9 protein-coding genes are annotated in these 14,478 nt (G+C 34.3%); all 9 read left to right on the forward strand.

Annotated features, from left to right (window positions below; genetic code table 11):
- Positions 1-292 precede the first annotated feature (292 nt).
- Positions 293-856 carry an RNA polymerase sigma factor gene (locus H600_RS0101505; protein WP_026727129.1) on the forward strand — a complete coding sequence of 188 codons (564 nt, stop codon included), beginning with the start codon at positions 293-295 and terminating at the stop codon, positions 854-856.
- A gap of 509 nt (positions 857-1,365) precedes the next feature.
- Positions 1,366-2,550, forward strand: coding sequence for a FecR family protein (locus H600_RS0101510; RefSeq protein WP_026727130.1), 1,185 nt, complete (start codon positions 1,366-1,368; stop codon positions 2,548-2,550).
- A 192-nt stretch (positions 2,551-2,742) separates the two neighbouring features.
- Positions 2,743-5,946, forward strand: a complete 3,204-nt coding sequence (locus tag H600_RS0101515) for a TonB-dependent receptor (protein ID WP_245176527.1) — start codon at positions 2,743-2,745, stop codon at positions 5,944-5,946.
- An 8-nt stretch (positions 5,947-5,954) separates the two neighbouring features.
- Entirely contained in the window at positions 5,955-7,463 is a 1,509-nt protein-coding gene (locus H600_RS0101520) for a RagB/SusD family nutrient uptake outer membrane protein (protein WP_026727132.1), read from the forward strand.
- A 14-nt stretch (positions 7,464-7,477) separates the two neighbouring features.
- On the forward strand, positions 7,478-8,557 hold the full coding sequence (locus H600_RS0101525; protein WP_026727133.1) for a SusE domain-containing protein: 1,080 nt from the start codon (positions 7,478-7,480) through the stop codon (positions 8,555-8,557).
- Between the two features lie 107 nt (positions 8,558-8,664).
- Positions 8,665-10,047, forward strand: coding sequence for an alpha-amylase family glycosyl hydrolase (locus H600_RS0101530; RefSeq protein WP_026727134.1), 1,383 nt, complete (start codon positions 8,665-8,667; stop codon positions 10,045-10,047).
- Positions 10,048-10,095: 48 nt separating this feature from the next.
- Positions 10,096-12,276, forward strand: coding sequence for a glycoside hydrolase family 97 protein (locus tag H600_RS0101535; RefSeq protein WP_026727135.1), 2,181 nt, complete (start codon positions 10,096-10,098; stop codon positions 12,274-12,276).
- Between the two features lie 301 nt (positions 12,277-12,577).
- The gene (locus tag H600_RS22450; protein ID WP_051234343.1) at positions 12,578-13,216 is read left to right on the forward strand and encodes a hypothetical protein; all 639 of its coding nucleotides are present in this window, start codon (positions 12,578-12,580) and stop codon (positions 13,214-13,216) included.
- A 48-nt stretch (positions 13,217-13,264) separates the two neighbouring features.
- Positions 13,265-14,329, forward strand: a complete 1,065-nt coding sequence (locus H600_RS0101545) for a helix-turn-helix domain-containing protein (protein WP_026727136.1) — start codon at positions 13,265-13,267, stop codon at positions 14,327-14,329.
- The last annotated feature ends 149 nt before the right edge of the window (positions 14,330-14,478 follow it).

Consider the following 14,478-nt stretch of genomic DNA (forward strand, 5'->3'; position numbering starts at 1 on the left):
AGAATCTGCAACTCCTACTTCTGACAATAAGAATATTCTCAAAATTAAAAAATCAAAATAGTTAATTTTTAGATTTTTAGCCAAAAAGTTATCAACTTGATAAAAAGCACATTACCTCAGCATTTGTTGCGATTGAAGCTATACTATTTTAAAAAAAATAGAATTAAGTGTGATTTTTGACTTTTTTATGCGAATTATATTTTTATATATTTGCTAACCACTCAACGCATTAGAGTATCGATTTTGATAGTATCGCAATATAATTAGATTTAAATACAAACTAATTAATTTAATGTTGGAAGCCAAAGATCATAACGACAAATTATTGGTAAGCGAACTTAAAAATGGCAGCGAAAAAGCATTTCGTTCCCTTTTTGATTTGTATTACCAAGATATCTATGGCTACAGCATTAGTCTCTTAAAATCAAAAGAAGCTGCCGAAGAAAATGTTCAGGATGTTTTTATGAAGGTATGGCAGCATCGCGAAAACTTGAATCTAGAGCAGTCATTTAAAGCTTATATTTTTACAATTGCAAGAAATCAAGCTTTTAATACTTTGAATAAAGCTGCAAATGATCAGGTTTTAAAAGAAGCCGTTTTTTATGAAAGCCAAAAGTCTCATGAATACGGCGATTATTCGATTCGCGAAGAAGATTGCAAAAAACTTCGCAAACAGGCCATAAAACAATTGCCCCCCAAGCGAAAGCAAATTTTTAAAATGTCCCGAAAGAAAGGCATGAGTTACGAAGAAATAAGTCAGGAACTCGGCATCTCTATAAATACTGTCAGGAACCAAATGAGCAAAGCACTGGAATCCATGCGAGTCTTTTTTCAAGTTCATGATGAAATTATCTAACCAAACCACATGTTAACCAACTAAATCACTTCTTTCGAAGTGATTTTTTTTTGTTCTTAGCGAAGAGATTCGCCACGGATTTAACAGATTTAAACTGGTTTACGCTGATTTTATTTGTTTTTATTACTTTAAAAATCTCCACAATTATTGTAAAAACATAGCCCGCGGTTGAAACCCCGGGAGACAGGTGTTATTCTAATCGTGATTATATATTGTTCACATATTGGTCCCCGCAGTTGAAACCGCGGGCTATATTTGAAAAAAATACGATAAGAAATAATCAAAAAATCTATGAAAACCAGCTTAAATCTATTCAATTTGTGGGCTAACATCAGATAGTGCTCATTTTTTTTTAATAAAAACACATTCTATAAAACACTAAAAATCATTGCGTTAAAAACAAATTTCACGTTCAAACTGTTAAAATTTAAAAATTTATAACGTTTGAGTAGTACTCAACTTTAGTTCAGCTGTATTATGCTAGAACCCCGACTTAAAAACAATTCGTAATGAATTCAAATTCTGAAATAAAAGGCCTTTTGCAAAAGTTTGTTTTGAATCAGTGTACGCCTGAGGAAACAAATGAGGTAATTGCTTACTATAAAAAAAATCAGCTCACTGATGATTTTCCGACAGTAGAAGATGTTCAAAATCTTTTGGATGAAATGCCGAAAATGGACAAGCAAACTGCTGATGACATTTTCATGAATATTTTATCTGCTTCGAAAGAAGAAAAAAAGGAAGCTGTGATTGAAATGCCTGCACGTAAATCGAATTACAGAAAATACATTTCGATTGCAGCATCTGTTGTTGTTTTATTGGGAATTGGTTTTTTCTACAAACAAAATCTTGTAACTAAACCGGCTGAAAAAGAATTTGATTTCAAAAGCACCGATATTGTTCTTCAATTAGAAAATGGTGATATTCAGGTAATCTCTGAAAAAAATTCATCGATTGTAAAAGATGCTAAAGGCAATATCGTTGGAAATCAAACTGGAGATAAATTGGTTTATGAAAACAGCTCGAATCCTGAAAAATTGGTTTACAACACCATCAAAATTCCGTACGGGAAAAAATTCCGTCTTCAACTTTCTGACGGAACATTTGTTCATCTCAATTCGGGCACCACTTTAAGATATCCTATAAAATTTATCGCTGGCGAAAACAGACAAGTATTTCTTGACGGAGAAGCCTTTTTTGATGTTGCCAAAGATAAAAAACATCCGTTTATAGTAAATGCCGACAACTTGAATGTTCGCGTTTTAGGAACGCATTTCAACGTTTCAAATTATCCAGAAGACGCTTTGACAGATGTTGTTTTGGTCGAAGGTTCAGTTGGGATGTACGAATCAAAAGAGCAATTTGACGCATCGAAAAACATCATTTTAAAACCTGGATTTAAAGGAAGCTTTAATAAAGAAAATGCTAAAATTTCGACTAAAGCTGTTCTTACAGACATTTACACTTCATGGATAAATGGCGGTTTGACTTTCAGAAATATGACGTTCAAAAATATCATTACAAAACTTGAAAGACGCTATAATGTTACAATTGTAAACAAAAACGAAAAATTAGCAAACGAAAAATTCAATGCCAGCTTCAAGGAAGAATCTATTGAAAATGTTATGAGCTATTTCAATGATATTCACGGCATCAATTACACTATAAAAGACAATCAAATACTAATTAAATAACCACTTAAAACCAACTACAAACTATGAGGAAATAACATTACGGGAATAAAAAAATCGGAAAGAGCTGCGAACAATTTCCGATTAACTAAGTGATTGAATATAACGAATTAACTACAATCAATTAACAAAATTATGAAAAAAAAATCAAAGAACACTGGGTTTCTATACCGAGTGTTCCAAAATGACCTAAAATTGAAACTAACTACACTACTTATTTTGGTCGCCATGTTTAATATTAGAGCAAGTACTTATGCCCAAAAAACAAAAGTAACGCTGGAATTAAACAATTCAACAATCGAAAAGGTTATTGAGACCATAGAACAAAAAACAGATTTCAGGTTTATTTACAAACTGAACGATATCGATTTGGATCGAACCGTTTCAATTTCTGTAAAAGATCAATCAATTTATGTTGTTCTAGATAAGCTTTTTAAAGGAACTCCAACTGAATTTAAAATTCGTGACACTCAGATAATCCTGAAAAAACCAGAACTCAAAACAGAAATAATTCGGTTTCAAAAACAAACTGTATCTGGAATTATTACCGATGAAAATGGCTTGCCTTTGCCGGGAGCTTCAGTTATTGAAGAAGGAACAAAAAACGGAATGGTAACAGATTTTGACGGAAAATACAAACTTACCGTTGAAAGCAGTCAATCTGTAATCGTAGTTTCTTTTGTTGGATACAAAGAGAAAAAAGTAACCGCTAATCAAAGCGTAATTAATATTCAGCTTATTCCAGATGCAACTGACCTTCAAGAAATTGTGGTTGTTGGTTACGGAACTACAGCTAAAAAAGATGTTACTGGTGCCGTTTCTTCAATTGCATCAAAAGACATGAATCAGGGCGCAATTGTAAATCCGTTACAATTGATTTCTGGAAAAGCAGCTGGTGTTAACATCAATCAAATTGGTAGCGAACCAGGTTCTGGACCAAGTGTTCGTATTCGTGGTATAACGTCATTAATTGGAGGAAGCGATCCATTGGTTGTTGTTGACGGAATTCAGGGAAACTTAGATTTATTGAATCAAGTACCGCCAACAGAGATTGAAACTATTGATATTTTAAAAGATGCTTCGGCTACTGCAGTTTATGGTTCTCGTGGTGCACCTGGTGTAATCATCGTTACAACGAAAAAAAGCAAAGCAGGAAAAACGACTATGGAATATATTGGATCTACATCTTTAGATTTTATTCCAAAGAAACTAGACATGATGAATGCTGATGAATGGTGGGCAACTGCACAAAGCGTTGGTGTTCCAGCATCTGCAAATCACGGTTCTAATACAGATTGGTACGGAATTTTGACCCAAACTGGAATTACGCAAACGCATACATTGTCTTTTGGTGGAGGAACCGACAAATTCAATTACAGAGCATCGCTAACCGCAATTTTGCAAGATGGTGTTGTAATCAATACTGATTATAAAAAATATATCGGACGTGTTCAAGCAACGCAATTGGCATTGGATGACAAATTAAAATTGACTTTCAATTTAAATAGTGGTATTACAGATACAAACAGCACAATTCAAGATATTGGAACTGCTGCTTATATGTCAAATTTGATTACAAACGCTTATTTAGTTAGACCAACAGATCCCGTTTTTAATACAGATGGAACTTACTTTACAGATCCTAACGTTTTTCAATATTTAAACCCATACGCTGCGGCACAAACTGTAGTAAATGAAAGACAAGAAGATAATCTTTTTGGAAGCTTGAAAGCTGATTTGGATTTCACAAAAGATTTACAAGGAAGCTGGTTTGGAAGCTGGAGAAAAACAAGTCAAACGGAAGGTTATTTCCTTCCAGCAGAATCAACCAATGCATATGCAATAGACCAAAAAGGTTATGCTAATATTCGCGACAGAAGACAAAATGAAAAATTAACCAATTTAAGCCTTACATACAAAAAGACTTTTGGCATTCACAGCATCAATGCTTTGGCTTTATACGAATGGCAAAGTCAAACATATCAAGGAAACTACGCTCAAGCAAAAGGTTTTATCAACGACAAAACTACTTACAATGCGTTGCAGTTTGGAGATATTTCTAAAGCAACATCAGGAGATATTTCGTCTTATAAAAATGACCGAACTCTAGTCTCTTATTTAGCCCGCGTAAATTACAGTTTATTAGATCGTTACTTATTTACAGGAAGTATCAGACGTGATGGTTCATCTGTTTTTGGAGCAAACAACAAATGGGGAAATTTTCCATCGGCTTCTTTGGCTTGGCAAATCAACAAAGAATCTTTTATGGAGAGCCAAAATGTTTTCAACGAACTTAAATTGAGAGTAGGTTATGGGGTAACTGGAAATCAACAAGGTCTTGGTCCGCAAAATTCATTGTCATTGGTAAACAGCGCGGGCACAACATATTTTGGAGGTTCACCAATTACGAATTTCAACATTAGTCAAAATGCAAATGCTGATTTACGTTGGGAAACTAAAAAACAAACTAATATTGGTCTTGATTTCTCTCTTTTAGACAGCAGACTTAGAGGAACTTTTGATGTTTATACCTCAAAAACTGAAAATCTATTGTTTAATTATACAGTACCTCAGCCACCATATCCATACAATACCATTATGGCTAATGTGGGAAGCATTTCAAATAAAGGTCTTGAATTTGCTCTTGCCTATGATGTAATCAAAACCCAAAATAGCACATTGACACTAGCAGGAAACGTTTCATTAATGAAAAACGAAGTGCTTAATTTAAGCGGAAGCATCAACGGTGTGCCTTTAAATACGGATTATGTTGGTTGGGGAGCAGCAAACTCATACTTAGTAACAGGAAAACCAATTGGTGCTTTTTATATTTTGGAACATACCGGTAAAAATGATAATGGTGTAGAAACTGTTTTAGATCGTGATGGAAATGGTGTAATTGATCAAGGAGTTAAAAGTCCAGATCGCTATTATGCAGGTTCAGCTTTGCCGACGTATACTTTTTCATTTAATCCATCTTATAAATACAAAAACTTCGATGCTTCGATGTTGATCAGAGGTTCTGGAGGAAATAAAATCTATAACGGCTTGCGTTCTAATTTAAGCAGATTAGAAAACATTGGTAAATCAAATGTTTTGGCAAGTGCAGTTGAAGAAGGAATCTACACTACTCCATACGGTTCAGACTTATGGTTAGAAGACGGTTCATTTGTGCGTTTAGAAAATCTTACTGCGGGATATAATTTCCGTTTTACAGATAAATACATTGATACTATTAGACTTTCACTTACAGGAAACAACTTATTCCTGATTACGGATTATTCAGGTATTGATCCTGAATTAAATTTAAGCGGTGGTGGTGACAACTTTGGAGGCGATAAAGGAATTTATCCTCGTACCAGAAGTGTGGCGTTTGGTTTGACTGTAAAATTTAAATAGTAAAAGAAATGAAAATTAAAAATATAATATTGACAGGAAGCCTATGTTTCTTGACACTTTTTAGCTGTTCTGATATTGAAGAAAACGTGTACGACAAATATCCGGCAGATGAATTTTACGGAACTCCAGAGGGCGCTAATATTGCTCTTGCAAGTGTCTATGCGCAAATTCCAGGCGACTTCGTAAGAGAAGGTTTTTATGGTGTGGGTTACGCCGGAGCGGATAATGGCTGGTATGACATGAACTGTATGTCCTCTGATGAACAAGTTATTCCGCATAGAAATACAGGTGATTGGCAACAAGATTTTGCTCGTTTGCACAAACATGAATGGTTGCCTACCGATTATATTGTGACCAACACTTGGAAATGGCTTTACAAATCGATTTTTAATGCCAATCTAGCGGTAGATCTATTGCAAAAATCAAATGCAGAAGCTTCAAAAATTGCAGAAGCAAAAGTATTGAGAGCTTTCTTCTACTATTTATTGATTGACGATTATGGAGATGTTCCATTTTATACAGACAATAATATTACTGTAGATAAAATTCCGCAAGCGAGTCGTAAAACAGTTTATGATTTTATCGTAAAAGAATTGACTGAAAACGTTGAATTGCTTTCAGGAACAAGAGGAGGCAATTATTACGGAAGATTCAACAAATGGGCAGGTTATACTTTATTAGCAAAAGTATATTTGAATGCTCAAGTCTATACAGGAACTCCAAAATGGAATGAAGCTTTAGCTGCTTGCAATAAAGTTGCCGAAGGTGGATTTACACTTCATTCTGGAGCAGCAAATTCAGCAAGTCCGTTAGGAAACCGCTATTATGAATTATTTGGAGATATGCTACCTGAAGACGAAACTATTTTGCCAATTTACGCAACGGTAGATGTTGTTTCTCGAAATGTTTATGCAGTTAGAAGTTTGTACGGACCTCATGCTCAAGCTTTATTTGGGTTTAGCGGATGGAACGGAACCATTGTCCCAAAAGATTTCTTCTTGAAATATGCGGAAAATGATATCCGCAGAAAACAATTTTTATTCGGAGAACAGCCAGGCGGATTTAATTATACACTGGACGTTGCTTCTTTAGACAATCCGGGAGCAGATCCTCAAGCTGGTGTGCGTAACTTGAAATTTTATCCTGCAACACCAAGAACAGGTGGAGGAGCTTCTAACGATTTTCCAATTTTTAGATATGCCGATGTAATTTTAATGATGGCCGAATGTAATGCGCGTTTAGGAAATGCAGCTGCTGCAAAACCTTTTATCGATCAAATCAGACAACGTGCTGGATTAAATGCATTAGATCATGATCCAACCTTAGAGGATATTTACAATGAAAGAGGATTTGAATTAAACTGGGAAGGTCACAGAAGACAAGACATGATTCGTTTTGACAAATTTTTATTAGCAAACGAATTTAGACCCGCATCTCCTGCTTACAGAAAATTGTTTCCAATTCCAACTGAGGCTTTAGATGCAAATCGTGGACTAAAACAAAACCCAGGTTACTAAAAAACGAAACTATCATGAAAAAATATATTAGTAAATTATTTCTATTAGGAAGTGTGCTTTTTTTAGGCGTTTCCTGCGACAGTGAAGCCGAATTAACGACATTAAAAGCGGTTAATTTCCCTTCTGATATTACCGTTTCAGCTACAAAATTAGTATTGACAGAAGACACAGCCGATGATCAGGTTTTATTGGTTTCTTGGCCAGAAGTAACTTTCCCAATTGAAGCTCCGGTTTCTTATGCGATTCAATTTGATTTAATTGGTGATACCAGCGGTGCAAATGCTTGGGCAAAAGCCAAAAGAGTTGAAGCAGGTTCTGATGTTTTAAGCAAAAGTTTTAATGGTCGAGATTTAAACAAAATTGCGGTTGATTTAGCACTCCTTCCAAACGTAGAAGGAAAATTAGTTGTTCGTGTTGAAGCAACAATGGACCGTAAAGTATATTCAAACCCGATTACATTAACAATTACTCCATATGAAAAAAGTGTTGTTTTTGGCGAAATTTATATGCCGGGAAGCTATCAAGGTTGGGCTATTGAAACGGCTGCTGCTTTAACTGCAATTCAAAAAGGAGTTTACCAAGGTTATATGACAGTTCCTGTTGGAGCTGGACCAGGTTTCAAATTGAATACCGCTAGAAATTGGGCGCAATTCTACGGAGCAGGAGAAACAAACAACGACTTGAAAAACATGAGCGATACTGATTTCACGCTTCCGGGAGCTGGTTCTTATCAAATTAAAGTAAACTTAAATACCTTAAAATGGTCGCAAACTCCTTATGCATGGGGAATCATTGGAACCGCAACTGCTGGTGGCTGGGATAAGAGTACTATAATGAGCTACGATCATCAAACAAAATCATGGAAAATTACTGCAGATTTAGTTGCTGGAGCTTTAAAATTCAGATTGAATGATGCTTGGACAATCAATTATGGGCCGGCAGATCCGGGTACAAACACAATCAACCTTGATAATAGCAATGCTTATACTATTGGTGAAGCAGGAAAATACGAGGTAACATTTACAATAAACGAAGTAGATCCAGCAAGTACAGGATATCCTGCAACTGCAACGTGTACTATCGTTAAAAAATAATCTAACATTGTAATAAAGCTAGATTAGTTTGAGTGATACCTGCCTTTTTTGAGCGAAAGGCAGGCTATCTTTCTACTCTGGTTTTATTCAACTAAATCGAAAAAAAAATGAAATTCAATATAAAACTCGTTTATACATTTCTGCTGGCATTAGCATTTGTCTCATGCAGTTCTTCTGACGACGACGGAGCTACCCCAGCTTCTCCATACACACAATATGGAGCTTCTTTTGAAAAAATGCCAAAGAAAGAAGATGCCATTATTTATCAAGTAAACATTCGTGCTTTTAGTCAGGCTGGAACATTAAAAGGCGTTCAAGATCGATTAACGCAAATCCAAGAATTGGGTGCCAATGTTATTTATTTAATGCCAATTTATCCAGTCGGGAAAGTGAAAGCTTCTGGAGAGTTAGGATCTCCATATTCTGTAAGAGATTATAAAGCCGTAAATCCTGATTTTGGGACTTTGCAAGACCTTCAAACTTTAGTAGAAGAAGCGCACAAAAAAAACATGGCTGTTATTTTGGACTGGGTTGCCAATCATACTTCTTGGGACAATGCTTGGATTACACAGCATAAAGATTGGTATCAACAAGACGCAAACGGAAACATTATTATTCCTCCAGGAACAAATTACAATGATGTAGCGCAATTAAATTTCAACAATACCGATATGAAAAATGCCATGATTGATGCTATGTCATATTGGGTTTACAATGCAAATATTGATGGTTTTAGATGTGATTATGCCGATTTTGTTCCGAATAATTTTTGGTCAGATGCAATTTCGAAATTGAGAAAAATCAAGAAAAACCAAAATATTTTAATGTTGGCTGAAGGTTCAAAAGTAAACCACTTTGCTTCAGGATTTGATTATACTTTCGGATTTAACTTTTTCAGCACTTTGGAGCAAGTTTTTAAAGATGGAAAATCTGCAACAACAATCCAAGATTCAAATACAACTGAATATGCCAACAATTACCATACTGAAAACAGAATTGTTAGATATACTATCAATCACGACGTAAACCTTTCTGAAGGAACACCTTTAGAGCTTTTTGGAGGAAAAAAAGGATCTATTGCAACATTTGTTGTTGCTTCCTATTTAAAATCGGTTCCAATGATTTACAACGGACAGGAAATTGGCTATGACAAAAGATTAAACTACTTCGCAAAAACACCAATCGATTGGTCAACCGCAGATGCTTCAATGCTTGCCGAATACAAAAAAATCATTGCTTTCAGAAACACGAGCAATGCCATCAAAACAGGCGAATTTAATGGCTACAGCAGTGATGCAGTAAGTGCTTTTACAATGACAAAAGACGCTGAAAAAGTTTTTGTTCTTTCTAACTTAACCAGTTCAACCGTTAAACATCTTGTCCCTTCAACTTTAAAAGGAAATTGGAAAGATGCTTTTACAGGAACTGCGGTTACTGTTGGTTCAGAAATAACGCTTCAGCCTTTTCAATATTTAGTATTGAAAAATTAATTCCAAAGCAACTTTAAATAAATTTAAATTTGCACAAAACCAAATAACATGAATTTTCAATCCCACAAAATGTCGCTTCAAGTTCGTTTGAGCAAAAAAACAGCGCTTTTATTTTTTGCATTCGCCACTTCACTTTGGCTTCAAGCACAAGAAATAACTTCGCCTGACAAAAATCTTTCTTTAAAATTTGAATTAAAAGAAGGCGGAATTCCTTCATATCAATTATCCTACAAACAGAAAGCCGTTATTAAACCGAGTTCTTTAGGTTTGGAACTTCAAAACAATGCTTCGTTTATGGATGGTTTTACGGTAACCAATACGGCACAATCTTCTGTTGATGAAAATTGGAATCCGGTTTTGGGAGAAGAAAAAACAATTCGCAATCATTACAATGAATTGGTTGTCACTTTGGCACAGCCAAAAAACAACAATCGTTTTATCAAAATCCGTTTTAGACTATTCAACGACGGATTAGGATTCAGATATGAATTTCCAAAGCAAAACACCTTAAGTTATTTTGTAATTAAAGAAGAACGTTCTGAATTTAATCTGGCCGGAAATCATAAAATTTTCTGGATTCCAGGAGATTATGATACTAATGAATATGCGTATACAACTTCAAAGATTTCGGAAATTCCTTCTTTGATGAAAAAAGCGACTATTGAAATCAATGCGCAATGTCCAATCAAAGAGTTGTCTGTTCAAACGCCTTCAATGATGAAATCTGATGATGGTTTATACATTAATATTCACGAAGCAGGATTAATCAATTATCCGGCAATGTATCTTGAAGTTGATGCTCAAAACAACAAAATGAAAAGTCATTTAGCGCCAGATGTTCTTGGAGCCAAAGGTTACATGCAAACTGATACTCAAACGCCTTGGAGAACGATTGTAGTAAGCGATAAAGCAACTGATATTTTAGCCTCGAAATTAATTTTAAATTTAAATGAACCAACAAGTTATAAAGATGTTTCTTGGATTAAACCTGTGAAATACATCGGAATTTGGTGGGAATATTTCGTTGCAGGAAGAAGTACATGGGCTTTTGGAAAAGAAAACAACGTTAAAATGACGGATGATTTCACCAAACTTACGCCGAATGGAAAACACGGCGCCACAACAGAAAGAGCAAAAGAATATATTGACTTTGCTTCTAAAAATGGTTTTGATGCGATTCTGATCGAAGGTTGGAACATTGGCTGGGAAGATTGGATTGGCAACTGGAAAGAAGATGTTTTTGATTTCGTAACCGCATATCCTGATTTTGATGTAAAAGCAGTTCATGCTTATGCAGCTTCAAAAGGTGTAAAAATTATTATGCACCACGAAACTTCTGGATCTGCAACCAATTATGAACGTCGTCTGGATCGTGCTTTTCAGTTTATGAATGATAACGGTTATGATGCAGTAAAAACAGGCTATGTAGGACAAATTATTCCTCGTGGAGAGCATCACGACGGACAATGGATGGTCAATCATTATATCAATGTAGCAAAACGTGCAGCCGATTATAAAATCATGATCAACAGCCACGAAGCGGTTCGTCCAACTGGTTTGAACAGAACTTTCCCAAACTGGATCGCTCAAGAATCTGCTCGTGGAACAGAGTTTGAATCAATGGGAGGATTAGCTCCGGATCATACTACAATTTTACCCTTTACAAGATTAATGGGTGGCCCAATGGATTATACGCCTGGAATTTTCCAAACTGATCTTTCGTATTACGGAACTGGAAGTACGCAGCGTGTCAATACAACTTTGGTTAAACAATTGGCTTATTATGTAACGATGTACAGTCCGTTGCAAATGGCAGCTGATATTCCGGGGAATTATGAGCGTTTTCCAGATGCATTTCAGTTCATCAAAGATGTTGCTGTTGATTGGGACAACAGCTATATTCTAGAAGCCGAACCGGGAGATTATATTACGATTGCCCGTAAAGCAAAGGGTAAAGACGAATGGTTCCTTGGCGGAATTACAGATGAAAATGCAAGAACAGCAAACATTTCATTTGATTATTTACCTGCTGGAAAAAGTTTCATCGCCACAATTTATGCTGATGCTAAAGAAGCAAATTGGAAAGAAAACCCACAAAAATATACCGTTACAAAAGTTATTGTAAACTCAAAAACTAAATTGAAGCAATATCTAGCTCCGGGCGGAGGTGTTGCCATCAGTATTAAAGAAGGAAATGCTTCTGAGTTAAAAGGATTGAAAAAACTATAAATTTTGGTTAGTTAGGTAGTAAGTAAAAATGGCACATGAAATTTTCGTGCGCCATTTTTTGTTTTTTGAAAAGATAATAGAATTATTAAACTTTCCTGTCCAGTCCATATGAAACTTATATACGTATTCTAAGAAAGCAACCGTTTTCAAATTCAAAAGTACAATATTTTGTTTTTTTTATATACAATATTTTGTTTTTTTTATATATTAAATTATTTTTCGTATCTTTGCTAGATACAAAAAAAAATCTCTGCGTCAACAGAGATAGAGGTTACACAAGGGATATGTAATTTACACAATTATGGTACAAACACAATTATTGGGCGAAGATAGTAATTCTTCAAGAAGAATGCAAGGAAAAAGATTACTTGCTGATTATGACAATTGCAAATTAGAACTTTCAAAAGAGCTGGGTTTATTATTTAAAACCTTTGAATCAGCTTTAAAAAGCACAAGCGAAGACCTTTTGAATTATAAGGTGCAATTTAGGTCAAGGACTTTAGAGGCTTCTATAATGCAAAGCTATTTTGCAGAATATTTACAAGCTAACTTTGCAAACAAAGCTTTTTATGGTAAATACAAGAGGTTGGTCTTAAGAGCTAACGGCTATCTTATTTTATTCAAAAAACTTAATAGCAAAGGCTACCCTATGAACATTAAAACGGTGAATGTTCAATCTATTCTAAATCAAAATCAAGTACTTGATTTATTTGCGGATAGCGATTACAATGATGAGCCAATATTATATTTTGGCTATCAAAAAAACAGATTTAACGAATATGTAAATCCGCAACTCATTTATATCGATGATAATGAAATTAAGTTTTCAATATCAACTGATGATATGGATTCAGGACTTTACGTCAATAAAGTTGATGATAAACCAGTTGGGGTATCTCCAACACTTAAAAATAATACTAACATTAAAAAAGCAAATTAATTTATAACCAATATCCCTTGTGTTAATCTTAATTAAACTAAAAAAAATATGAACCATAGACAATTAACTTTTGCTCGCGAGCTAAGAGGATACAGTCAAACCGACTTATCCAGTTCAATTAAAGGTTTATCCCAATCGAATTTGTCTAAATTTGAAAAAGGATTATCTGTATTGTCAGAAGAAGTGCAGAAAAAGATTATTGACTTTTTAGATTTTCCTGTTGAATTTTTTGATAGAAAAATTACTAGCTCTATTGAAAATGGGAATTATAGAAAAAGAGCCTCAGTTACAAAATCAGATATTTTAAAATTTGAAAATAGATGTAAGATATTAGGATATTTGATTGATGAAATGTCTGAGTCAATAGAATGGCCAGACTTTAATTTATCTCCTTTAAATGTAGAAGAAGGATATTCTCCTAGTTATACGGCAAATTATAATCGTAAAGTTTTGGGACTCAAAAAAGATGAACCAATTAATAACATTTGTTCACTCCTAGAAAAACACGGAATTATTATTTACGAAATTGATGCTTATGACAAGTTTGATGGTATATCTTTTTTTACCGACAAGGGTTTTGCCGTGATCGTAGTAAATAAAAGCTTTTCAAATGACAGGAAAAGATTTACAATTTCTCACGAATTAGGACACATTCTTTTACATAATGAAAGTAATTTCCCAATATCTGATTATAGGGATGAAAAAACAAAAGAAAGGGAAGCAAATGAATTCGCAAGCGAGTTTTTGATGCCTGCTAATGAAATTAAAAACGCCTTAAGAGGTATTACATTGAGTGAAGTTGCTAAATTAAAAGGGTATTGGCTAACTTCAATGGCTTCTATTATTAGACGTGCAAAAGATTTAAAATGCATTAACGATGATCGATATACTTATTTTATGATAGAAATGAGTAGAAACGGATTTAACAGAAAAGAACCTGTAGAAGTTCCAATTGACAAACCTCAATGTTTTAAAAATGGATACTTATTATTTAAAAACGAACTACTCTTTGATGAAGATGATTTTGTAATTGCTATGTCTTTACCTAAAGACATTTTAAATGAAATTTTTTATTATGACAAAGTAGTTAAGCTTAAGGTATTAAAGAATTAATATTTTAAAGGGTATCTAAAAAAGATACCCTTTTTTATTTTTCAAATTTAAATGATTATCAAAATATAATCCAAAACTATAAAAATATTTTGTTGAAAAAACTATATTATTAGATGAGTTGACAAGTACGATTCTTTCTTCTTTCTGTA

Origin of the sequence: Flavobacterium denitrificans DSM 15936, from assembly GCF_000425445.1 — a bacterium.
Lineage (GTDB): Bacteria > Bacteroidota > Bacteroidia > Flavobacteriales > Flavobacteriaceae > Flavobacterium > Flavobacterium denitrificans.